This window comes from Actinomadura sp. NPDC047616, from assembly GCF_040642915.1.
Lineage (GTDB): Bacteria > Actinomycetota > Actinomycetes > Streptosporangiales > Streptosporangiaceae > Spirillospora > Spirillospora miaoliensis.
On record NZ_JBEYTB010000004.1, the window covers coordinates 115673 to 138338 of the forward strand.

Here is a 22666-nt window from a genome sequence, read left to right on the forward strand (position 1 = left end):
ACTTCGCGGTTTGTCCAGGGGTTTGTGAGCGCGTGCAGGCTCGCTGCTCGTATGGGGCGCATCGCCGCCGGTTCTCACTTGGGCAGGTGGCGGCTGAGGGAGTGATTGCACTTTTTGCACATGCGGTTTGGACCTGCAACGTAGTTCCGACAGCTGCAGCTGCGGCATGGCCACCCATCCGGCGGATCAGGCGGAGGCGGGGGCGGGGGTGGAGGAGCCGAACTGCTCGTTCGTGCGGTGAGGCGGATTTGGTTGTTGTGGTAGTCGGATTCGGTGGCCTGGGTGTCGTTGCTTTTCGCTGTGTAGCGGTCTTCGGTGGTGCCTGCTGATGACGGGGCGGTGAAGGTTACGCGTAGTTTTCCGCAGTGGTTGGGGGTGATGTCGGCAGGGAGGTCCACTCGGAATCTGGAGCCGGTGGGCAGGCCGCCGGGAGTCATGGTCAGTCTGCCGGTGCCGAGGTTGGGGACGTCCACCGTGCGGGTGGTCGTCTTGTTGACTTCGGCCTCGAAGGTCAGTGTTCGTGGCAGGTGGAGCCATGGTTGTGCGGTCTCGGGGTCGTTGTCGGCGACGACCCAGGTGAATTGGCGTAGGGCGGTGTCGTTGTTGGTGATGCCCAGGCGCCATGTGCTGCCCGGCCGGGTGAGGTAGATCTGTACCCGGGATACTCCGTCGCCTTGGTCGTCCCAGGTGGCGTCAGCGATGCGGGTGCCCCTGGCGTCCCGGATCGTGGAGAAGTCGGGAAACTTCAAGATCTGCGTCGGCGGGCCGTCGGCGGCGCTGAGTGCGATCCCCGGGGCGTTCCCTCCGGGTGGTGCGCAGGTTCCTGCCAGCTTGACCAGGCGCAGGAACATCACCTGGTCGTCCGGGGGGCCTCCTGCCAGTTCCTGGAAGGTGACCAACGGACTCTGCACACCGGCGGCCACCGTCAGCGGCCCCGCCGACGCCTTGGGATACACCTGGAACGCCATCATCCACCCCCGACGACGTTGAAATCTTGGGTGCTGACGACCGCACCGACCCCCGTGCTGACCGTGATCTTGCAGCGGCTCGGGGCGCCCACCGGAACCTTGGTCTCGATGGTGGTCGCCGTGAAGCTGACCACTTCCCTCGCGGGCACGGTGCCGAACATGACCGCGATGGGCTCGATGTCGAAGTTGGTCCCCGACAGCGTCACCTTCGCGCCGATCCCGCCGCGTGTCGGCTTAATCGGTTCCGTCGCCGCGAAGGCGGGGGGTGCGCCGCCCCTGAACGTGTCGTGGCTGGTCACGGAGCCGGTGCGGGTGGTGACGGTGATGTTGACGGCTTGGGTCACCCCCGGGGGTACCGAGACGGCGATCTGGTTGGGGGAGGGGTGCACGTCCGTCGCGGGCACGGTGCCGAACTCGACCGACACCGGCGCGAGGTTGAAGTTGGAGCCGAACAGGGTCACGGCCGCGCCCGCGCCGCCGACCTTCGGCGTGAACTCGTTCGGCGGGTCGGCGAACTGCGGCGCGGGCCCGCCCTCCCGGATGGTGAGCTGGTCCTCGCTGGTCACCGTGCCGCCGGCGGTCGTGACCGTTACCGGCACCCGGCCGGAGGCGTCGGCCGGCGCCCGCACCTTGATCTGGTTCGGTGCCACGTCCTCCGGCGTGGCGGCGAAGGCGCCGAAGTGCACCGTGACGGGCTCCAGGTCGAGATTGCGACCGAAGATGGTCACCTCCCCGCCGGGACCGATGTTCGACGGGTTGAACTGGTTCGGCGACGGCCGCAGCCGCGGCATGACGACCAGGCTCTCGATCATGCTGATCCGGCGTTCGGCGTGGTCGAGATTCAGCCGGGTCTGCCGCAGATCGATGATCATGTCGGCCCGGATCTGGGCGACGTTCGTGCCGCGTCGCAGCTGCGCCAGCGCGTAGTGCGCGTGTCCCTGGGCCGGCGCGGGCGGTTCGGTGGCGTTCTCGGCGACCCGGACCGTCCACGACGGCCGCAGCCGCACGGAGGTCTGGACGCCGACGTCGCCCGCGTTCAGCAGCCTGTCGTCGGTGGCGCCGTCGACGCACGCCAGGAAGACGTCCAGGTACACGGTGTCGACGCGGGGGTTGCCCTGGGCGGTGGTGGGTGTCGTCAGCGGTGGCACTCCGGGTTGTGCGCCGTAGCGGACGTCGGCGCCGATGAACACCTCGATGCCGCCCACCAGGCAGGTGCCCGGCGGCTGGTCGCCGGCCAGGACGCGGAAGTCGTTGTCGGCGGGGATCGCCTGGATCTTGAAGCCCTGCCGCCCGGCGGGCACCCCGTCGCCGATGTACCGGGTGACGATCGACCGCACCGCCGTGGCGATCAGGTCCTGCAGCAGGTTCAGGTCGCGGTCCAGGATCGGCACGCCCTGCTCGAAGTACATGCCGACGTATCCCTGCCGGAGGTTCGCGGCCAGTTCCTCCTGCGGCGGTCTGGAAAAGTCGCTCATGGGCGGACGCTCCCCGGATCGTGGACGAACACAGCCCTGTTCGTCGCGGGCATGAACTCGCGCAGCACCTGGCGCAGCCGCGAGACGCGCTGGTCGTCGGTGCCCGCGGGCAGGTACACGCCGACGGTGTCGGCGGCGTACCGGTCGTCGTCGGTGCGGACGCCGTCGCGGCCGGCGTCACGGATGTAGGTTCCGAAGTCGTCGTACGTGCCCCGGAGGGCGGGCATGACCGTGTCGCGGACGTGCAGGGTCTGGGTGCCGGACCAGCGGGCGTCGACCGTGGTGGTGGCGCTGTAGACGCGGCTCTGGTAGCTCAGGCTGCGGCTGGAGCGGAAGACGAGCACCGTGGTGTCGCCGTGGGTGAACGCCGCCGGGGCGCGGGCGGGCTGCGGGAAGTCCGTGAGCCGCTCCGCCGTTCCCCAGCCGCCCGTGGCCACGTTCAGGACGTTGCGCCACACGGCCCACCGTCCACCCCGGTGGGAACTCCAGAACACCTCCAGGTTCCCGTTGCCCAGTGGCAGCGCGCACGGCTCGCGGTCGTGGTCGCCGTCGTTGCCCTTCGGCAGGAAGCGGACGTCGCTCCAGTCGTTGGTGACCGCTGGGTCGACGCCCGCCTTCACGCTGTAGGCCACGGTCCAGCGGGTCTGCCGGGGCGACGCGGGGTCCTGGTCCGCGGGGACGGGGACCTGCCCGGCCCAGAACAACCAGAGCGGTTTGAGCGGGTTCGCGGGTTGGAAGAGCGCGAAGACGTCGTCGAGCACCGCCGGGGTCTGCGCCGCCGGGATCGGGACGGAGGGTGACGGGGTGATCTGCCAGCGGGTGCCGTCGTGGCGGTTGTACTTCACCACCCAGCGCCCCTGCGCCTTCTCCAGCCAGAACAGCCACAGGCCCGAGGCGTCGGCCACGGCGACCGGCTTGCGGCGGTCGGTGTCGGCGTTCCCGCCGGGCGGGACGAACGTGTCGGTCTTGGACCAGGCGCCGTTCCGCCGCGTGCGCGACTGGATGCTCCACCGGCGGCGGGTCTCGTCGTACGCGCTCCAGAACACCACGATGTTCCCGCCCTGGACCGCGGCCGACGGGTCCTTGTACGTCAGCGGCCCGTCGGCGAGCGGCTCGCTGCCCGTCCACCCCGCGGCGCCCAGTTCCTTGGACCAGATCTGGAAGCGCCCGTCCTGCTCCCGCTCATGGAACGACCGCGGCGGCCCGGCGGCGGGCGCGGCGACGGCGGCCCGTCCGCCGAACGAGGCGTCCAGCGACAGCAGCTCCGCGTCGCTCCAGCCCTGGCGGCGGGTGCGCTGCCAGAGGGTGAGGCGCGCGGGCCGGTTGGTGGTCGCGACGTTGTCCACGAACTCCTTGACCCGGCTCCGCTCGCCGGCGACCCGCTGGACGGTCGCCTCGATGACCGGGACGAGGCCGACCGCCCGGTACAGCGCGGGCGCGTTGCGGATCTCGGTGCGCTGTTCCCCGAACTCCAGGCGGTGGTCGGTGCGCCAGCCGATCCAGTCGGCCAGCAACGGCAGCAGCGCCCCGTCCACCCGCTCCAGGTCGAGGAAGCCCAGAATCGCGGTGGCGTACCCGTAGAACTGGTCGAGCTGCCCGCCGGGCAGGTCGAGGAACCGCCGCAGCGCGCCTCGGTGCCGGTCCTCGGGCCGCATGCCCGGCGGTACGCGCGGCGGCGGCGCCGTGTCGTAACGGTGGTAGATCGACGGCAGCAGCGCGTACATCTCCGCGGCCAGGCCGGCGGGCGAGGTGGCCATCGCCGACGTCCGGTTGGCGCGGTCCACCTGCTCGGCGGCGTTCTCGATGACGATCTGGCCGTCCGCGGTGACGCTCTTGTACGGGTAGAGGCCGTAGTAGTACACCGTCTCGCCGCGCAGCCCCTTGTCGACCGCCGAGCCGCCGTCGTCGGTGACGGGGACGACGGTGCCGTCCGCGGCCGACGCCGGGTTCGGCGTCGTGGGGTGCGTCCTCTCGCGGCGGACCACCCGCACGTGCGGGAACGCGGGCGCGGCCGGGAGCGTCCAGCGCACGTCGATCCGGTTGCCCTCCGGATGCGCGACGGCCGCCAGGCCGAGGAGACGCATCAGAAGCCCCCCTCCTTCACGATCACCTGGATCCCGCCCTCGTGGGCGGCGTCCCCGGGCGCGACGGGCAGCTCGTACTCGCCGAGCGCGAGCACCCCGGTCGGGTCCACCTGGCTCGCCGGGTCGTCGGGGTCGGCCGGCCGGTCCGCCCGCCGGAACCGCGACACGTTGACGTACAGGACGCCGTCGACCGCCTCGATGACCTCGTAGAACCGGCTGAGGAACAGCCGCTGCGCGAAGTCGACGGCGGGAAAGGCCAGCAGCGCCCCCGCCGCGGACCGCACGTTGCGTTCGACGTCGGCCCGGGAGTAGTAGGGCAGCACACCGATCTCCGCGGTGACCTCGATGACGACGTAGGCCGCCGCCGCGATCTCGATGCGCGTCGCGATCGGCCGCCGGTCCTCGAAGTAGGCCAGCAGGTCGGCGCGCAGCACGTCGCTGACCGGCCCGCCCCCGGCCGGTGCGACGTACAGCGTCACGGTGTTCCAGCTCGACGGGCGGGCCCGCACCTTGCCGACCCCCGGGCAGTCGAGGGCGAGGGCCTCGTAGTCGGCGGCGGTGACGGCCCGCCGCTGCGAACGGAAGATCGCCGGGGCGTGCTGGACGGCCCGTTCGATGCTCTCCCGGTCGGCGCCGTTCCCCGCGGGCTCCGGGTTGGTGACCTTCGCGCCGAGCAGCGGCGCGGGCGCGGCCACGATCGTGCCGATCGCGCCGGCGGGGACGTTGCCCGCGGCGCCGCCGCCGACGCGGTAGGTGGCGCGCACCTCGGCGCCCTTGTCCGGGATCGAGCCCAGCAGGCCGTCACCGAACACGACGGTGGCGCGGTCGTCCTCGTCGATCTCGATGACGTAGTCGCGCTGCGCCTGCTGCGTCCCGCCCGCGGCGGCGGTGACATGGCTGAACGCGAGCGTCTCGCGCAGCCGCCAGTCGACCGTCCCGCCTCCCAGGCGCGTGACCAGGGAGATGTCCTGCGGGCCGCGTCCGGTCGCGGCCCTGGAACGCAGGATGAGCGGTGCGTGGTGCAGGGCGAAGCGCTGGCCGGGGGAGCCGTCCGACACGCCCAGCAGCTCGTCGCGGACCAACCTGCCCTCCTCCACCACGAGCGTCAGCAGCTTGCGGCCGGTGGCGTCGGAGGGAAGCCCGGCCAGGTCGACCGTCTTCGGGGCGTCGTTGTACTCGAACCGCACGCTCGGCCTGTCCTTGCCGCTCCTGGTGGCGAACGCGACGCCCCGGTCGATGACGACCCGGCCCTGCGCGGCGGACGGCAGGCTGACCACCACGGTCGCGACGGCGGGGGCCGCGGTGGACAGCTCGTAGCCGATGAGCCGCAGGTGCTGGATCACGCCGCGGCGCGTGCGGGCCGTGCCGAGGAACGCCTCGTTCGCCACCCGGTCCTGGTAGTAGCCGAGGATGTCGCCCATGTGCGCGAACAGCTCCAGCAGGACGTTGCCGAAGTCGGCCTCCGAGGTGTAGCCGGTCCACTCGGGCAGCTTGTCGGGGATGAGCGCGCGCATCGCCGCCAGGAGGCCGTCCCGGTCGCGGGCCGTGTAGTCGATGCTCGGCAGGCCGTCGCCCCGCCGGATGCCGGTCATGGGCTCTCCTATCTGAACTGGACGCGGATGGACTGCCGGGCCCGGTCGGCCCTCCTGACCCAGGCGATCTCGACGGTGACCAGCTCGCCCGCCGGCTCGATGTCCACGCCGTCGACCACGATCCGGTCGCCGAGCCAGCGCGTCAGCGCCTGGCCGACGGTGAACTCCATGGCGGCGGCCAGGATCGGGTCGTTCGGCTCGAAGACCAGGTCGAACAGCCCGCAGCCGAAGTCGGGCCGCTCGACGCGCTCGCCGGGGGCGGTGAACAGGATCTGCAGGATCGCGCCGCGGATTCCGTCGTCCGAGCGGGCGGCGCGGATGCCGCCCGCCGGCGTCGTCGCGAACGGGAACGCCAGCGTGACGGGGTCGGTGGCGGGCGCGGCGGCCGGCTCGCTCATCTCACCCTGCCCGTGCCGTCGTTGCTCTGGACGAAGGTCACGCCGCTCTGGGTCGCGGTGAGCGCGACCGTGTGCGGATGGGGTCCGGGCGGGGCGGGGCCCGTCGACCCGGACACCGACGCGGCGACGTCCCCCTTCGTCTGCACGCCCGCCACCTCCATGTTCGCGACGATGTGACCGATCACCCCGCTGGCGACGGAAAACGCCAGCTTCCGCCAGCCGTCGCGCGCCGCGTCGAGCGCCTGCTGCGCCTTCACCTTCGCCTCGCCGGTGGCGTCGTCGACCGCCTTCTGCAACGGCGGCGACAGCAGGCGGTCGAGCAGGTCGTAGATCTCCTTGCTCATGCCCGAGTCCGCGTGCACCGTTCCGGTCTGCAGTGCCATCCCCGCTCACTCCACCCTGTGCCTGGTCGACAGCGGCACCCGCAACCGCAGCGGCACCGTCGGCGGCGAGGTCGGCGCGCCCAGGTTGCCGACGTGGACGTGCGTGTTGAGGGCGGCCACGAAGGCGGCGACGTCCGCCGCGAGGCTGGTGCCGAGCACGAGCGACTCGGCGGCGCCGCCCCCGATCCGGATGCCGGACCGGTCGACGACCACCTCGTTGCCGCTGCGGTCGGCGATCGTGACGCCGCGCGCGTCCAGCGTGATCCGGTTGCCGAACCTGCCGTCGGTCAGCTTGATGCCGTCGCCGTCCAGCGTGATCACATGGCCGTCGGCGGCCTGCACCACGGTGACCGTCTCGGCGCCGTCGGCGTCCTCGAACTGCAGGGTGTGCCCCTTCGCCGTTTTGATGATCTTGCGGGTGGGGGGATCCTGGACGCCGGGCTGTACGCCGCCGTCGGCGCGGTTCGGCCGGGGCAGCTCGCTGTCGCGGCCCGGTCTGCTCCAGTACGTGCCGACCCAGATCGGGAACTCCAGGTCGCCCTCCTCGAACTCGACCCAGACCCCGGCGCCGACGTCGGGGACGAAGAGGAAGCCCTGGTCGGGGTGCCCGCCGAACGGGACGCACGGCAGCGCCCACCCGGTCACCACGTCCGCGCCCAGGACGCTGGGGACGCGGACCCGCAACCGGCCGAGCCGCTCGGGGTCGGCGTTGTCCACGACGACGCCCCGGTACTTGCCGTGGTACCTGTTCTCCACCTGGGCCACCAGGTCCGCGAGGATCCGCTCGGTGGTGCTCATCGCCTACCTCGACCCTCCCGGCAGGCCGGGCACGCCCGCCGCCGCGAAGTCCTCGGCGCCGGTCGGTAGCAGCCCGTTGCGCTTGACCTCGAAGCGCTGCACGTAGCCGTCCTCGGAGAAGGAGTGGACGACGTGGGAGACCAGGTAGACCCCGCTGAACGTCTCACCGATCCCCTTGACGGTCACCGTCCCGCGCGGCTTCAGCACCGCGCCCAGCTCGTTCGCCGCGGCCTCTCCGCTGCCGGTGACGAACCACTCCTGCTGCCGGAAGATCCCCCGGCACAGGTTCGTCATCTCGGCCGCGCCCGTCGTCACGGTCTGCCCGAGGACGAGCGTCGCGGGCCCGGATCCCGGCCCGGCGACGGGCCCGGCTGGCGGGCCCGCCGCCCCGAGCCGCCGCTCGTCGGCGGAGTCGACCGTGACGCTGAGCACCTGCCTGGTGTCGCGTTCCAATTGGTGCATCGCGACGTTCGCCGGCGTCATCCCGTTCACTTCCAGGGACAGCCGGTCGACGTTCGTCTCGTCGCCGAAGTGCACCGCCAGCAGCGCCTGCGGCCGCCGGTCCAGCCGCGGCGCCCGGAAGTGCCCGGTGGTGCCCTCGACGTAGCATTCGAACCCGTTGCGCCTGGCCAGACGGCCGAGGAACCGCCAGTCCGTCTCCCGCTGGATGATCGTGGAGACCGCGTCGTCATGGACGACCTCGGTGTCCTGCACCTCGCTGGACAGCCCGTACGCGCCGAAGATCTCGGTCGCGATGTCGCTGTCCTTCCGGTTGGGCCAGGCCGTCAGCCTGTCCTCGCGGTCGAGCAGGACGCTGCCGTCCAGCCCCCAGACGTCGAGCACGCACCGCGTGGGATCCGGGTCGAAGGTGGGCTTGGCGTGCGTGATGTGGCCGCTGATGATCTCCTCCGGGGGGCCGTCGAGACCCACCGAGATCACCACCGGTGTCCAGGCGCGGAAACGCTCGTCGTCCAGGAACGTCCAGGAACCGTCGGGCCGCAGCAGCATCGGCAGCCGCAGGCGGAACATCCCGGGGAGCTCGTCGTCCAGCTCCACCTCGACGTTCGTGACGTCCGGATAGATGTCGGCGGCCTCCCGGCCGTCGATCTCGATCTTGATGGTCTCGACGAGCATCGCCACCCCCTCAACGCGCCGTGTCCGGCGGCACCGTGATGCGCTTTCCCGCGCGCCCGACGACCTCCGGCGGTTCCGCGCGGAAACCCGCCTTCCCGGCCAGGCCTCTCAGGGCGCTCTCACCGACGACGAAGCGGTTGTAGGTGACGACGACGGCGAGGTCCTGGCCCGCTCGGGGATCGTCCACGAACCGGAACCGCTCGACGCCGGGCTCGGCCGCGAGAGAGACGGCCAGCGCGGCCCACCCGGGCTGCCCGCCGGCGGGAACGGCGAGCGGGACGCGCACCGTGCGCAGCGGCCCGCGCCCGAGCATCTCCAGCGGCGACAGGAACTCGGGGTTCGCGTCGCAGATCCGCCACCATTTCCCGGGCTGCTGGTAGTACAGGAACGCGAGCTGGTCCAGCCGGTCCCCGTCCACGATCGTGTGCTGGAACGTCCCGTGGACGTCCGGCAGAACGCGCAGAGCCGTCGAGACCACGTTGCGGCCGGGCTTCCGCGGATCCTGGTCGACCACATCCGGAAGCCCGTAATAACGGGAGATCCTGGAGGACACCACCATTACTACCCCGGGATCATTACGTTCTGGGCATCGGCGATATTGGCGAGATTCACCATTGACATCGCCTCCTTCATCGCGTTCGTGTACATCTGCGGGACGCTCTTACCCTCGATGACGGTCAGGCTCACCGAAACCGTGGCGCGAACGGGACTGAGATCGGCGCTGTACTCGGTCTCGACGATTCCCAGACCGTTGATGTTCACCGGAACCACCCGTTTGCGTCCCCAGACGAACAGCACCAGCGGCGGATTCGGCCGTTTGGTGTAACTGAACCCGCCGGGCGACCCGACCAGCGCCCTCAGGCCCTGCTCGATGACGCCCTCGCCCTTGGGCCGCACCATCAGTTCGAGCGTCGACAGCCGCGGCGAGATCCCGAACCGCCCGGCGACCGGGTCGCCCTCGTTCAGCCCCTCGCTGGCGTCGAGCCGGATGTCGAAGGCGATGTTCTCCTCGGCGACCGAAACGTCCTGCAGGTCGCGCAGCTTGGTCAGGTCGCTGTGGCGCTCGTGGAACCTCCGCAGCGAGTCGCCGCGGCCCCCGGGCTGGAAACCTCTCGGCGCCGCGAACCGCAGGCTGCGGCTGCGGCTCAGTTCCACCGGATTGAACTGGAACACCACCATCAGCGGCGGCAGGCTCAACCCGAACTCCACGAACGCGCCCCGCAGGATCCGCGGCCGGTTGACGAACCCGTCAGGCATGCTCCCCCCGTCTAGTAACCCAGGATGAAGACGTCGACGGGGGGCAGATCCGACTTGTACGCGGAATCTTCGACGGCCTTCTTCGCGGCAGCGTCAAGCTCCCCCGTCACGGGCCCGCTTCGCAACCTGAGGAATATGGTGATGCGGTCCGGAGGGCCCGCGTAGGTGGTGCGGTAAGCGCTCTTCGGCCCGGTCTTCTCGAAGCTGTTGCGGCGTGCGAACTTCAACGCATCGGCCGCCTTGGCCATCGATTCGTCGACGTTCCTCCTGACCAGGTCGACGCGTGCCTCGGAAACGCCCTTGACCTGAATCCAGTTCCCACCCGAGATGCTCTCGTCGACGACGGTCGTGCCGCGCTCCTGGGTCGTCGTGACCCCGACGACCCGGGCGTCCTCATGGGCGTCGAATCCGATGGCCTTCGCGGACATCGGCCGGGCCCTCGGCCGGAGCCGGAGCACTTCCGGCTCGACCACCCGCTCGCCGTAGCTGGCGACGTTCCGCGCGAAAGGCACCTCGGGCGGCGGTTCGACATGCGGCGGCAACTGCCGTTCAGGAGGCGTGTACACCGGCTTAGCCTCCGCCGCGGGCACCGGCGGCGCGGTCGCGGCGGGTGCGGGAGAAGGCGGCGCCGTTGTGGTGGGCGCGGGTGGCGCGGCGGGTGCCGGTGGCACAGCCGTGGCGGGTACCGGCGGTACGGTCGTGGTGCTGGGCGCCGTTGGTGCGGTCGTGGGTGCAGGTGGTGCGGTCGTGGGTGCAGGTGGTGCGGTCGTGGGTGCTGGCGGTGCGGTGGTAGGTGCGGGTGGTGCGGTCGTGGTGGGTGCCGGTGGAGGTGGCGGGGCGGGGGGACGCGGAGATGCCTTGCTCGCGGCTTTGGCTCGCAGAACGCCGGCGGCGGCCATGGGGAGGCCGGCTTCGATCAGTTCCGCGGCTTCTCCCAGGGCCTCGGCGGTTTCGGGGCGGGCTCCGGCCAGGAGGGCGGTGCCTCGTGTCAGGCCCGCCAACGGGGTGCCGGGCGGCCGGTACTCCGCCACTCTGGCGGCCCTCTCGTCGGCGATGGTGGACACGCGGCCGCTCGGCCACTGGTAGAGCGTCTGGTCCTCCTGGGGCAGGACGCGTCGCAGCAACGACCCCGGCAAAGCCCGGACCTGGTCGCGTGGGAAGTTCCACCAGAATCTGAGGCCGTACTTCCCGATGAAGTCGCCCTTCGGGAGGGTCGCCCAGTCGATCAGCTGCTGGCGGGTGATTCCCAGGGCGGCCAGCCGCCGGTCGTCCTCGGCCGCCACGTCGGCGGCGGACGGCGTCGCCGGTTGGCGGGCGAGGGTTCCGGGGGCGAGGCGTTCGCGGATGCGGAACGGCCGTCCCAGGGCGGCGGCCTCGGCCGCGGCGTGGGCCTCCCGCTCGGCGGCGGCCGGGGGCGACGGCGCGCGCCGTCCGTCCGTGGTCGGCTGGGGGGCCTGCTGGACGACGTGGGCCAGTTCATGGGCGAGGACGCGCCGCCCGGCGGCCGTGCCGGGCGCGTACCCGTCCCCGCCCAGCACGACGGAGTGCCCGACGGTGTAGGCCGCGGCGTCCAGGTCGGCGGCCGAGCGGGCGGCGGCCGGGCCGTCGTGGACGCGGACGGCGCCGAAGTCGTGGCCGAAGCGGGCCTCCATCAGAGCGCGGGTCGCCGGGTCGAGGGGCCTGCCCGTCCGCCCGTGTGACGCTCCGGAGAGCGCGGCGACGAGGGTGTTGCCGAGCTGCCGCTGCAGCAGCCGGGGATCGGCGTGGTGGCGGTCCGCGTGGGCGGCGGGGACGGGCGGCGGCGCGGTGGTGCCGGTGCGCCGCCGGTCGCGGGTGGTCCGGGCGAGGTTCATCATCGCCTCCTCACGTCGTCACGTGTCTCGAGGCCGTCCCACCGTTTGCCGATCTTTTCGAACTCGCGCCGGATGGCGTGTCCGACATGGCGCCGGTCGATACGGCGGCCGTCCCCCGCGGCGAGGAACGCGGCGTTGAGCACGATGTTGCGAATGGTCCCGCCGGCGATCTTCAGTTCGTGCGCGAGCCGGTCGAGGTCCAGGTCCGGGCCGACCGGGGCCTGGTCGGGGAACTGCCCGGCCCATATCCGGCGGCGGCTCTCGGCGTCGGGGAAGGGGAAGTCGACGACGAAGCGGATCCGGCGGGTGAACGCCTCGTCGATGTTCTCCCGGAGGTTGGTGGCCAGGATGACGACGCCGTCGTGGGCCTCCATGCGTTGCAGCAGGTAGCCGGTCTCGATGTTGGCGTAACGGTCGTGCGCGTCGGACACCCTGGTGCGCTTTCCGAACAGCGCGTCCGCCTCGTCGAAGAACAGGACCGCGTTGCTGTTCTCCGCCTCCCGGAAGAGGCTGGACAGGTTCTTCTCCGTCTCCCCGACGTACTTGCTCACGACCCCCGACAGGTCCACCTTGTAGAGCTCCAACCGCAGTTCGGCGGCCATCACCTCCGCGGCGAGCGTCTTGCCGGATCCGGGCGGGCCGGAGAACAACGCGCTGACGCCCTGGGAGCGGCTCGCCCCGCGGGCGAAGCCCCACCGGTCGAAGACCTCGTGCCGGTGGCGCACCTGGCCGCAGATCTCGTGGAGCTGGGCGAACCGGTCGTCGGGCAGGATGAGGTCCGCCCATGTCGCGCGGGGCTCGATCCGCACGGCCAGCTCGCCGAGCCGGTGCCGCGACTGGTGGCAGGCGGCGCGGGACAGGTCGTCCAGCCCGAACCCGTGCCCGCCCCGGGCCGCCGCCTCACGCGCCGCCGAGGCGACCGCGTCGCGGATCTGTCCCGGCGTGAGCCGGAACCGCCCGGCCAGCTCGGCGGCCCAGGCGTCCGGGACCCGGTACGGCGCCAGGCTGTCCCGCCATACCGGCTCGCGCGGCCCAGCCCCCGGCATCGGCAGCTCCACGGAGTGGAACGGCATGTCGCGCAACGCGCGGGGACGGCCGTGCGGACGTTCCCCGGTGAGCATCACCAGCGGCGACCACAGGCGGGTGACGGCCGTGAGCCGGGCATGGGCGTCCTCGGTCATGAGCGCGTCGGCGTCCTCCAGGCAGACGACGGCGTTCCCCAGGAGCGCCTCCCGCGCCGCGAGCGCGAGAAGGTTCTCGGCCTCGGCGCCGCGCTGCAGCAGCGTCGGCACGTCGAGGGCGAGCAGGCGGCGGCCCAGTGATCCGCACACTCTGAGCGCCAGCCGGTGCTTGCCCGTGCCACGCGGGCCGTGCAGGTACAGGACGAGCGGTCGCCGGTCGGCCCGGTGCTGGGCAAGGCCGTGCCCCACCAGCCGGACGGTGCGTTCCTCGATCGCCGTGTGCACGGACGCGGCGGGCCCGGCGTCCGGTTCGGCGACGCGTGCCAGCCCCTGGAGCCGGACGTCGAGCGTGTCGTCGCCGAGGAGGAACCCGAGGATCTTGCCGTCCAGGCCGAGGAACCGTCCCAGGCCGCTGCTTCCCGAGGGGTTCGCCGGATCGCCGGTCTCGTGCAGGATGCCGAGGCGGAGGAGCGGCGCCTGCGGGGTGAGCAGGGCCCGGCCCGTCCGCCACTGCTCCCGGTCGTCGCACATCAGGTCGAGCACCAGGTCGGTGCTCGGCCGCTTGCGGGTGATGTCGTCCTGGAGGTAGGCGTAGATCTTGTCGTACCGGCGGTCGAGTTCGGGCGCCAGGCAGATCACGACGACGCGGCGCTCGAACGGCGAGAGGCCGAACAGCCGCGTCAGGCGCGTGAGCGGCAGGTCGCACCCGGCCTCGGCGGTGCGGCGGACCCGCTCCTGGACGCGGGCCTCGGACGTGTTGGCTTCGAGCCGCAGGAACTCCTCCTCGCCCGAAGGGAGCCCCGCAGGGGACGCCGCCCCGTCGCCAAGGAGCCAGTCGATCTCCTCGTGGGAGATGTAGAGCGCCTGCGCCCCCGGGGCCGCCTGGAGCCGCCGGCGGAAGCGCGCGGTCCGCAGCCGCAGCACGGCGTCCAGCCAGCGCAGCTCGTCGGCGAGATGCTCGGCGCCGCCGCGATACGGTTCGGCAGGTGCCGGCGTCATGGGCTCACCTCGAACGCGAAGACCCGGCGGAACAGGCCCGAGACGTCGACGCGCACCTCGTGGAACCCCCGTTCCAGGCCCGCCGGCAGCGTCACGTCGAACGAGTCGCCCGTCAGCTCCAGCCCCTGGACCACGGAACGGCCCGTCACCCGCACCGCCGCCCGCCATCCCGACAGGTGCTCCCCGCTGAACCGGACGGCGGTGCCCGGTGGGCCGGTCATCGGCGTCATCGCCGTCACCGTCGGCGGATGGAACGGTGCCTGCGGATCCGGGACGCCGATCCGCCGCACCCGCTTGGACGGCGCGTGCACCGTGCCCTTCGCGTCGAGCTGGACGACGGACACCTCATAGCAGGCCGACACGCGATAGGGCCGGGTGAAGGTGCTCCAGATCCGGCTCAGCTCCTCCAGGTCCAGCGGGACGTGCACGACCCGGATCTCCTCCGGCGCCCCCCGCAGCCCCCTGACCAGGAACTCGTCGGTGACGACCGGGTTGTCGTGGAACACCCGCATCGCCTCGCCGAGCAGCGCGTGCGCGGTGGCGTTGCCCGTGTACGGGTCGTTCGGCGCGTACGCGGTCAGCAGGTACGACAGCTTCAGCGACAGGGGCGGGGGCGTCAGCCGGTCCGCGGTCCCGGGGCGCACCTGCCAGTCGATGTTCTTCAGGAAGGGGTTCTCGGTGACCTTGTAGAGCAGCAGGTTGACGCGCCGGTCGGCGGCGGGCTCGTCCGGTCCGAGGACGGTGACCGGCACGCTCGGCGTGACGGCCATCTCCGTCACGAGCATGTCCTGCAGCGATTCGCTGACCATGCCGATCGCGGTGCTGGCGCTCATCGCCACCTCCGGACCCGCGTGCGGAGGTGGCCGAGGCGCCGCTCCCAGTAGGCCGCGCGGGGCCGGTCCCCGGCGTCCGGCCACACGGGTGCGGCGGCGTCGACGGGCGGCGCGGGGGCGGCCGCTTCCAGGGGCGTCCGGTTCGGAGCCGCCGCGGGCGGGGCCGGTTCGGGCGTCCGTGCCGTCACGGCCGCCGGGGGACGCGGCGCATCGACCGACGCGGGACGGCTGGACGCCCTGACGGACGGCGCACCGTCCACGCGGTGAGGAGCGGACGGGGGCGGCATCGCCCCGGCAGGTTCGCTGAACGCCGCGTCCGGTCGCCGTAGGACCTCCCGCCCCAACGCCGCCTCCGCCACGGTGGTCGCCGACCGGACCGTCACGGCGGCGACCGCCCCCCGGCTTCCGGCCGCCGTCCTCGACGGACCGGCACCAGCACCAGGGCCCGGCTCGGCCCGGAAACCGGCAGGTGCGGCGGCAGAACCCGGGGCAGGCGCGGCCATAGGGACGAGCCGCACCCCGGCCACGGCAGTGGGGCCCGGCTCGGGCGGGCTCGCCATGCGGTGCGGTTCCGGGCCCTGGGAGTCCGGGCCGGAGACGCGTTCGACCCCATGATCGGCTGGAGCCCTTCGCGACACTCCCGGAACCCGCAGCTCGACAGGCTCGTCCCGGCGCGCGACCGGCGGCCGATCCGCCCCCGGCGACGAGGGCAGGTCACGGCCCCGTCCCGGCCCGTCGTCGGTCGCCCTTTCGTTCCCTGCCTCGCCGCGGGGCACCGGCTCGGCACGTGTCCCGCCCGGCCGACCGGGGGTGGCCGCCCCGGGCACGTCCCCCGAAGATTCCTCGTCCGCCGCCGAAGGCACCCCCTCCACGTCCGGCGGCGCGGCCACGTCGATGAACGGCGTCGGCGCACCGTCGGCGGCAGGCCGTGGCCACCGTTCGAGAGCGTCCGCGAAAGGCACCGGCATGCCGGTGTCGACTGCTCGCCGCGTCCCGGGCTGCGGGAACCACCCCACGGCCAAGCCGGGAGACGGCACGACGGGTGCCCCCGCAGGCGCGCCGAGCAACGCGCGCACCGTGCCGCGGTAGACGAAACGCGCCGCGCCGTCCCTCAGCACCCCCAGGAGGTAGTCCGGCGGACGCTGCCCCAGCGGCTCAGACGCACTCATTCGACCGCTCGATCTCGTCGGCGAGCACGGCGATGTAGCGGCCGCGCCGGGCCCGCGGCATCTCCATGATCTCCCGCTCGCTCCAGTGGTAGTGGTAGGCCAGGTAGTGCACCTCGCGGCGCAGCAGATCGGCCGTCGCGCGCAGCTCGCCGAAGAAGAAGCCCTGCGGGTCGAAGGGGGCGCTGAACGCGCGCCCGCAGTGCGCGCACTCCGCCTCCATGAGCAGGTCCACGCGGGGAGCCGCCTCCTCCATCCGCCGCTCGATCTCCAGCCGCGCCAACGGCGACAGCCGCGCGACGCGTTCCTCGTCGACGCTCGTGTCCGGGCCGACACGCAGGAGGCAGCGCGCCAGGAGCCCGGTCAGCGCGGCCGCCTCGTTCTCCTCCAGCAGCCCCGACAGCGCCTCCTGGTCAGCCCCCGTCGGCAGCCGGAAGGCGACCGTGCGGTCCGCGTCCCCCGCCCCGGGCATCGCGTCGGCCGACAGCACCGCCGTGTGGACGGGACCCTTGTCCCGCGCGGCCCTGACCGGAACGTCCGACGTCGAGAAGGACACGGCGACGCGCCTGCCGCAGTCCGGCCAGGGGCACGGCACGCTGCCCTGGACCCGCTCGCCGAACGTCGCCTCCCGGACCTTCAGCAGCACGAACTGCCGGTCGGCCACCAGCAGCCGGCGCGTGACGTCGGCGTCGACCTGCCGGATGCCGCCGATCCGCCGCACGCAGCGGCTCAGGAGCGCGGTGACCAGCGCGGCCGCGCAGGTCTCGGCGCCGCCGTCGCCCGCGAGCAGCTCCTCCTCGCGTCCGGACAGCCCGCGCAGTTCCACCTCGTCGTGCACCGTGCCCGCCTCGTCGACGAGGCCGCCGGGGAGTACGCACAACATTCCGCGGTCACCTCTCCGGTTCCTCGCGGACGCTCGCGTCCCGCTCCCAGCCCTCGTTCTCCAGCCGGACCGTCGTGATCATCACGGCGTTGCCGTCGGCGGCCAGCTCCGGCAGGGCCTGGTACTCCGACACCCAGCAGTTGTAGACGTGGTAGCGCAGGATCAGAGTGCCCTGGAGGTTGAAGACGTCGATGTTGACGTTCTTGCGGAAGTTCTTCAGGGACATCGCCGCCTCGCCCTGGTAGTTGTGGACGGCGTTCGCCCATGCCTCGAAGGTGCGGTCGAACGTGATGCCCGCCTCCAGCGTGATGGGCTCGTACTTGGTCTTGCCCGGCAGCTGCCGCGGGCCCGCCTGGTCGCCGCCCTCGTACCAGGTGGTGACCTCGGTCGTCCGCTTCAGGGCGCTGCACCTGCTCAACCCGGCGACGTACTGGCCGTCCAGCATCACCTTGAACTTGAAGTTGAGATACGGGTCGAAGCGGTCGGTGTTGACCGTGAACCTTGGCATGGGACGTCTCCCGGATCGGATCAGTGCGCCTGGCCGGCCTGCTGGCTTACCTTCACCACGACGAACTCCGCCGGCTTCAGCGGCGCGAAGCCCAGCAGCACGTTGACGACGCCGAGGTCGATGTCGGCCTGCGTGGTGGTCTCGCCGTCGCACTTGACGAAGAAGGCCTCGGACGGCGTCGCCCCCTGGAAGGCGCCCTGGCGGAACAGGGTCATCATGAACGCGCCGATGTTCTGGCGCAGCTGCGCCCACAGCACCTCGTCGTTGGGCTCGAACACCGCCCACTGGATGCCGTGGTAGACGCTGACCCGCAGCATGATCGCCATCCGCCGCACCGGGACGTACTTCCATTCCGGGTCGGAACTGATCGTCCGGGCGCCGAAGGCGACGATGCCGGCGGCCGGGAACCGGCGGATCACGTTCACGCCGAGCGGGTTCAGGTTGCCGTGGTCGACATCGGTCAGCTCCACCGCCAGGCCCACGGCGCCGCCGAGGCTGGCGCTCGTGCCCGCGGGGGCCTTCCACACGCCGCGGTTGGCGTCGATGCGCGCGTACAGGCCCGCGATGTAGCCGGAGGGCGGCAGGAGTACGGGTTCGGCCGAGACGCCGGACGGATCCAGCGCCTTGATCCAGGGGAAGTACAGGGCGCCGTAGGAGTTCGGCTTGGTGAGGCGCTTGCGGAATGTCTCGGCAGCGTCCGCCGTGACGTAGTTCCGGGCCATCTCGCCCAGGTAGAAGACGTCCCGCAACGGCCTGTTCTCGCAATATCTCAGGCCCTCGTCCACCAGTTGCGGAGTGTTCTCGCCGGGCACGGCGAGCAGGCTGAAATCGGTCTTCTGGTCGAGCCGCGGGAAGGCGTCCGTGAACGACGGGGCGGCGGTGCCGTCCGTGCCCTGTTTGACGTCGGTGACGGGGCCGGTCCTGGCGTTGACACCGAGCCGCAGCGCGGCGATGCCGGGCGGACGCCGCACGGCGAGCGCGTTCTGTGAGACGCCGCCGCCCCCCTCTCCGAGCCGCAGCCTGACGGCGGCGTCGTTGCGCCGCGCGGGCTGGACGAGCACCGACGATCCCCTGCTGGCGGTCGCCGCGTCGGCGCCGGTTCCGGACTGCAGCAGCAGGGCGGCGTCGGCTCCGGTGCCCTCGACCGTGCAGGTGAAGGCGTTGAAGGCCGCGGCCGGCGTGCCGGCCTTCAGGATGGTGAGGTTCCGCACGGCCGTCTGGATCGCCGCGGCGATCTCGGCCGGGTCCGTCGACGCCGCGACCGCGTCCGGCAGATCGACCTGCTGGTAGCCGTCGTTGTCCACGTTGATCAGGAAGCTGCGGCGCTCCTGCAGCGGCAGTTGCGGATTCTTCCCGCCGCGGTGGCGACCGCGTTGGAGGCTGGTGTTGGTGCTCAGCACCTTGGCGTCGATGAGGTTGGAGTTCGCGCGCAGGACCTGTGTGACGAAGTTCGGCGCGTCGGGGTCCATGCTGAGGTTGTCGTGCACCTCCAGCGGCGGGGTGCCGGCCAGGTCCTCCGGGAGCGCGGTGTCGTCCTGGCGCCGGACGCTGATCCTGAACTCGTTGCCGGGGTCGGCCGAGCCGTCCTCGGTGGTCAGCACCAGTCGGTTCGCCCAGGCGCCCTTGCTCCTGGCGGAGATCACGATCCCCGGGATCGGCGGGTTCGCCGTGTTCTGGACCGTCACGGACGCCGCCGCGGCGTCGCCGCGGGTCACCCGCACCACGTAGCATTGGCGGCCGCCGTTGTTGAAGAACTGGAACACGCTTTCGGCGAGATATCCGGGCTTGACGAACGAACCGTAGAACCGCTGATATTCGATCCAGCTCGTGACGCGGAGGACCGTGTCGTCCGGCCCCATTTCGGCCAGCCCCACAAATGCCGGAGTGGACGTGCTGACGGCTTCTATCGGCCGCGCGCCCCCGGCCACCTCCTGAACGTACACGCCGGGATATGTGGGATTCGGCATCGTCGTCCTCTCGAATCCTGGACGACGCCAGGCGATCGGCAACATCTCGCGGCCTGTCCGCCGCACAACTCCACGTTGACTACCCGCCGTCCCTCACCGCGACCGCGCGATTCCGTCAAGAATTCGCCAGAGCCGGGCAGTGCGGCGCGCGCAGATGCCGCCTCCGCGCCTCCCGGTCGGATCCCGAGCCGGCCGGCCGGGCGCCGCCGTCGTCCCTGGCCGGGGGCGGGTCGCCGCCCGTCAGCGGGGGCGGAGGATAGTAGTCGGGACAAGCCGAGTGGAAGGCGTCGTACGGTGAGCAATGTCGAGGTCGAACCCCGTGAACTGCGCTGCGGCGCCTCCGCGGACGGGCAGCCGGGGCCGCGGGAGCCGCAGGTCGAGGTGCTCACCGCCAGAGACGTCCCCCTGGGCGGCCCGCGGGCGATGACGGTGCGCCGCACGCTGCCGCAGCGGGCCCGGACGTTGATCGGCGCGTGGTGCTTCGCCGACCACTACGGGCCCGACGACGTCGCCCGGACGGGCGGGATGGACGTCGCCCCGCACCCCCACACCGGCCTGCAGACGGTGAGCTGGCTGTTCAGCGGCGAGATCGAGCACCGTGACAGTCTCGGCACCCACGCCCTCGTCCACCCGGGCGAGCTGAACCTCATGACGGGCGGATACGGGATCAGCCACTCGGAGGTCTCCACCGCCCGCACCACGATCCTGCACGGCGTGCAGCTGTGGGTGGCGCTGCCGGAACGGCACCGCCACACCGCCCGCGCCTTCCACCACCACGTGCCGCGCCCGGTCCGCCTGGACGGGGGCGAGGCCAGGGTGTTCCTCGGCTCCCTGGCCGGCGACACCTCGCCCGTCCCGACCTTCACGCCGCTGCTCGGCGCCGAACTGACGCTCGACCCGCACGCGACCGTCACCCTCGCGGTCGACGCCGGTTTCGAGCACGGCCTTCTGGTCGACCTCGGCGAGGTGCGGATGGCGGGAACGCCGGTGCGCCGCGGCGAGCTCGGCTACCTCGCCCCTGGGACGGGAACGCTGACCCTCGAGAACACGACCGACGCCCCGGCGCGGGCGATCCTGCTCGGCGGGACGCCCTTCGAGGAGCAGATCGTGATGTGGTGGAACTTCATCGGCCGCGGCCACGAGGAGATCGTCCAGGCCCGGCGGGAATGGCAGGACGCCTCCGAACGGTTCGGCAAGGTCGAAGGGTACGCCGGGGACCGTCTCCCGGCGCCGCCCCTGCCGAACGCGACACTCAACCCGCGCGGGAACCCCGTGCGTCCACCCTCGGAAGGAACACGGTGACAACACCCGCCGCCCCTGTGGTCGAACGAGCAGACGAGAAGAACCGCTACGAAATCCTGGTCGACGGCGAACGCGTCGGGCTCGCCGCCTATCTCGACCGCGGTGCGCAGCGCGTCTTCTACCACACCGAAATCAACGACGCCTTCTCCGGCAAGGGACTCGCCGCCCGGCTCGTCCAGCACGCCTTGACCGACACCCGCGACAACGGAAAACGCATCGTGCCGGTCTGCCCCTACGTGGCGAAGTTCGTCAAGAAGCACGACGAGTTCGACGACGCCACCGACCGCGTCACCCCGGAAATCCTGAACTGGCTGCGCGAGGAACTGGACTGACGATCTCCCCGGCCGAAAGCACGCCGTCGCGGGACCGGGCGCATGAGAGGCTCGTGGCGCGTCCGCTGGTCGGCGGCGGAGTTTGAGCACGCGGAACATTGGAAGGACGGGCCGGTGGACGAATTCGACGTTGTGGTGCTGGGCGGCGGGCCGACGGGAGAGAACCTCGCGGAGCGCGCGCACGCGGGCGGGCTGACGGTGGCGTTGGTGGAGGCCGAACTGGTGGGCGGGGAGTGCTCGTACTGGGCGTGCATGCCCAGCAAGGCGCTGCTGCGTCCGGGCGCCGCCCGCGCCGACGCCGAGCGGGTCGCCGGCGCGCGCGAGGCGGTGACCGGGGCCCTGGACGCGGCGGCGGTGCTGCGGCGCAGGGACTCCTTCGCCTCCGACTGGAAGGACGACGGCCAGGCCGACTGGCTGAACGGCGCCGGGATCACCCTGGTGCGCGGGCACGGCCGGCTGGACGGGGAACGCCGGGTGGTCGTGGACACGCCCGACGGCGGGCACCGCGTCCTGACGGCCCGGCACGCGGTGGCGGTGTGCACGGGCACCCGCGCCGCGCTGCCGGAGCTGCCCGGACTGGCCGAGGTCCGCCCGTGGACCAGCCGCGAGGCCACCAGCTCGTCGACGGTGCCGGAGCGGCTGGCGGTGGTCGGCGGCGGCGTCGTCGCGGTCGAGATGGCCACGGCCTGGCGGGCGCTGGGCAGCGAGGTGACGCTGCTGGTGCGCGGGCAGCGGTTGCTGCCGAAGGTGGAGCCCTTCGCCGGCGAGCTGGTGGCCGACAGCCTGCGTGAGTCCGGGGTCGACGTGCGGTTCGGCGCGTCGGTGACCGGGGTGCGCCGCGACGGCCCGGTGACCCTGACGCTGGACGGCGGGGAGACCCTCACGGCGGACGAGGTGCTGTTCGCGACCGGCCGCGTCCCGGCGACCGCCGACCTGGGCGTGGAGAGCGTCGGCCTGGACGCGGGCAAGCCGATCGAGGTGGACGACACGGGCATGGCGGTGGGCGTCCAGGGCGGCTGGCTCTACGCAGCGGGGGACGTCACCGGCCGGGCCCTGCTGACGCACCAGGGCAAGTACCAGGGACGGATCTTCGGCACGGTGATCGCCGACCGCGCCGCCGGGCGCGAGCTGGACCTGGCGCCGTGGGGACGCAGCGTCGCCACCGCGGACGAGCGGGCGGTGCCGCAGGTGGTCTTCACCGACCCCGAGGTCGCGGCCGTCGGCCTCAGCCTCGAACAGGCCGAACGGCAGGGCCGCAGGGTGCGGGCGGTGGACTACGACCTGGGCGGTGTCGCCGGGGCCTCCCTGTTCGCCGACGGCTACCGGGGCCGCGCCCGCGCCGTGGTGGACCTGGACCGCGAGATCCTCCTGGGCGTGACCTTCGTCGGCGCCGGCGTCGCGGAACTCCTGCACTCGGCGACCATCGCCGTCGTGGGCGAGGTCCCGATCGCCCGCCTGTGGCACGCGGTCCCCTCGTACCCGACCATCAGCGAGATCTGGCTGCGCCTCCTGGAGACCTTCCGAGGCTGACACTCCCGCGAGGCCCCGGGCGA

19 protein-coding genes are annotated in these 22666 nt (G+C 72.2%); 3 read left to right on the forward strand and 16 right to left on the reverse strand.

Going from position 1 to position 22666, the window contains the following annotated elements; all coding sequences use genetic code 11:
* Nucleotides 1-74: 74 nt before the first annotated feature.
* The 16 genes from ABZ801_RS11390 to ABZ801_RS11465 all read right to left on the reverse strand — a co-directional run bounded on the left by ABZ801_RS11390 (nucleotide 75) and on the right by ABZ801_RS11465 (nucleotide 19479).
* Nucleotides 75-968, reverse strand: coding sequence for a hypothetical protein (locus ABZ801_RS11390; RefSeq protein WP_360696003.1), 894 nt, complete (start codon nucleotides 966-968; stop codon nucleotides 75-77).
* Complete coding sequence (locus ABZ801_RS11395) at nucleotides 968-2443, reverse strand: IPT/TIG domain-containing protein (RefSeq protein WP_360696007.1); 1476 nt, start codon at nucleotides 2441-2443, stop codon at nucleotides 968-970. The genes ABZ801_RS11390 and ABZ801_RS11395 overlap by 1 nt, the downstream gene beginning before the upstream one ends.
* Nucleotides 2440-4527 (reverse strand): hypothetical protein, encoded by a 2088-nt coding sequence (locus tag ABZ801_RS11400; protein WP_360696010.1) that lies wholly within the window; start codon nucleotides 4525-4527, stop codon nucleotides 2440-2442. The genes ABZ801_RS11395 and ABZ801_RS11400 overlap by 4 nt, the downstream gene beginning before the upstream one ends.
* A complete protein-coding gene (locus ABZ801_RS11405) occupies nucleotides 4527-6119 on the reverse strand; it encodes a baseplate J/gp47 family protein (RefSeq protein ID WP_360696013.1) in 1593 nt (530 codons plus the stop codon). The genes ABZ801_RS11400 and ABZ801_RS11405 overlap by 1 nt, the downstream gene beginning before the upstream one ends.
* A gap of 8 nt (nucleotides 6120-6127) precedes the next feature.
* Complete coding sequence (locus ABZ801_RS11410) at nucleotides 6128-6517, reverse strand: GPW/gp25 family protein (protein WP_344955826.1); 390 nt, start codon at nucleotides 6515-6517, stop codon at nucleotides 6128-6130.
* Complete coding sequence (locus ABZ801_RS11415; protein ID WP_360696016.1) at nucleotides 6514-6900, reverse strand: hypothetical protein; 387 nt, start codon at nucleotides 6898-6900, stop codon at nucleotides 6514-6516. The genes ABZ801_RS11410 and ABZ801_RS11415 overlap by 4 nt, the downstream gene beginning before the upstream one ends.
* A 6-nt stretch (nucleotides 6901-6906) precedes the next feature.
* Complete coding sequence (locus ABZ801_RS11420; protein ID WP_360696019.1) at nucleotides 6907-7698, reverse strand: phage baseplate assembly protein V; 792 nt, start codon at nucleotides 7696-7698, stop codon at nucleotides 6907-6909.
* 3 nt (nucleotides 7699-7701) lie between these two features.
* Nucleotides 7702-8832 carry a hypothetical protein gene (locus ABZ801_RS11425; RefSeq protein WP_360696022.1) on the reverse strand — a complete coding sequence of 377 codons (1131 nt, stop codon included), beginning with the start codon at nucleotides 8830-8832 and terminating at the stop codon, nucleotides 7702-7704.
* Nucleotides 8833-8842: 10 nt separating this feature from the next.
* The gene (locus tag ABZ801_RS11430) at nucleotides 8843-9385 is read right to left on the reverse strand and encodes a hypothetical protein (protein ID WP_360696025.1); all 543 of its coding nucleotides are present in this window, start codon (nucleotides 9383-9385) and stop codon (nucleotides 8843-8845) included.
* A gap of 8 nt (nucleotides 9386-9393) precedes the next feature.
* Nucleotides 9394-10041 (reverse strand): hypothetical protein, encoded by a 648-nt coding sequence (locus tag ABZ801_RS11435; RefSeq protein WP_360696028.1) that lies wholly within the window; start codon nucleotides 10039-10041, stop codon nucleotides 9394-9396.
* A 59-nt stretch (nucleotides 10042-10100) separates the two neighbouring features.
* Nucleotides 10101-11942 carry a DUF4157 domain-containing protein gene (locus tag ABZ801_RS11440; protein ID WP_360696031.1) on the reverse strand — a complete coding sequence of 614 codons (1842 nt, stop codon included), beginning with the start codon at nucleotides 11940-11942 and terminating at the stop codon, nucleotides 10101-10103.
* Complete coding sequence (locus tag ABZ801_RS11445) at nucleotides 11942-14122, reverse strand: AAA family ATPase (RefSeq protein WP_360696034.1); 2181 nt, start codon at nucleotides 14120-14122, stop codon at nucleotides 11942-11944. Before ABZ801_RS11445 ends, ABZ801_RS11440 begins: the two co-directional genes overlap by 1 nt.
* Nucleotides 14119-14955 (reverse strand): DUF4255 domain-containing protein, encoded by an 837-nt coding sequence (locus ABZ801_RS11450; RefSeq protein ID WP_360696038.1) that lies wholly within the window; start codon nucleotides 14953-14955, stop codon nucleotides 14119-14121. Before ABZ801_RS11450 ends, ABZ801_RS11445 begins: the two co-directional genes overlap by 4 nt.
* Before the next feature lie 1155 nt (nucleotides 14956-16110).
* Entirely contained in the window at nucleotides 16111-17004 is an 894-nt protein-coding gene (locus ABZ801_RS11455; protein WP_360696041.1) for a hypothetical protein, read from the reverse strand.
* A gap of 7 nt (nucleotides 17005-17011) precedes the next feature.
* Nucleotides 17012-17512, reverse strand: a complete 501-nt coding sequence (locus ABZ801_RS11460) for a phage tail protein (RefSeq protein ID WP_344955844.1) — start codon at nucleotides 17510-17512, stop codon at nucleotides 17012-17014.
* Between the two features lie 20 nt (nucleotides 17513-17532).
* Complete coding sequence (locus ABZ801_RS11465) at nucleotides 17533-19479, reverse strand: phage tail sheath subtilisin-like domain-containing protein (protein ID WP_360696046.1); 1947 nt, start codon at nucleotides 19477-19479, stop codon at nucleotides 17533-17535.
* A 294-nt stretch (nucleotides 19480-19773) separates the two neighbouring features.
* Here ABZ801_RS11465 and ABZ801_RS11470 point away from each other — a divergent pair, with 294 nt between their 5' ends.
* The 3 genes from ABZ801_RS11470 to ABZ801_RS11480 all read left to right on the forward strand — a co-directional run bounded on the left by ABZ801_RS11470 (nucleotide 19774) and on the right by ABZ801_RS11480 (nucleotide 22643).
* Nucleotides 19774-20781, forward strand: a complete 1008-nt coding sequence (locus ABZ801_RS11470) for a pirin family protein (RefSeq protein WP_360696049.1) — start codon at nucleotides 19774-19776, stop codon at nucleotides 20779-20781.
* Nucleotides 20778-21113, forward strand: a complete 336-nt coding sequence (locus tag ABZ801_RS11475) for a GNAT family N-acetyltransferase (protein WP_360696052.1) — start codon at nucleotides 20778-20780, stop codon at nucleotides 21111-21113. The genes ABZ801_RS11470 and ABZ801_RS11475 overlap by 4 nt, the downstream gene beginning before the upstream one ends.
* A 114-nt stretch (nucleotides 21114-21227) precedes the next feature.
* Nucleotides 21228-22643 carry an NAD(P)/FAD-dependent oxidoreductase gene (locus ABZ801_RS11480; protein ID WP_360696055.1) on the forward strand — a complete coding sequence of 472 codons (1416 nt, stop codon included), beginning with the start codon at nucleotides 21228-21230 and terminating at the stop codon, nucleotides 22641-22643.
* Nucleotides 22644-22666 lie beyond the last annotated feature (23 nt).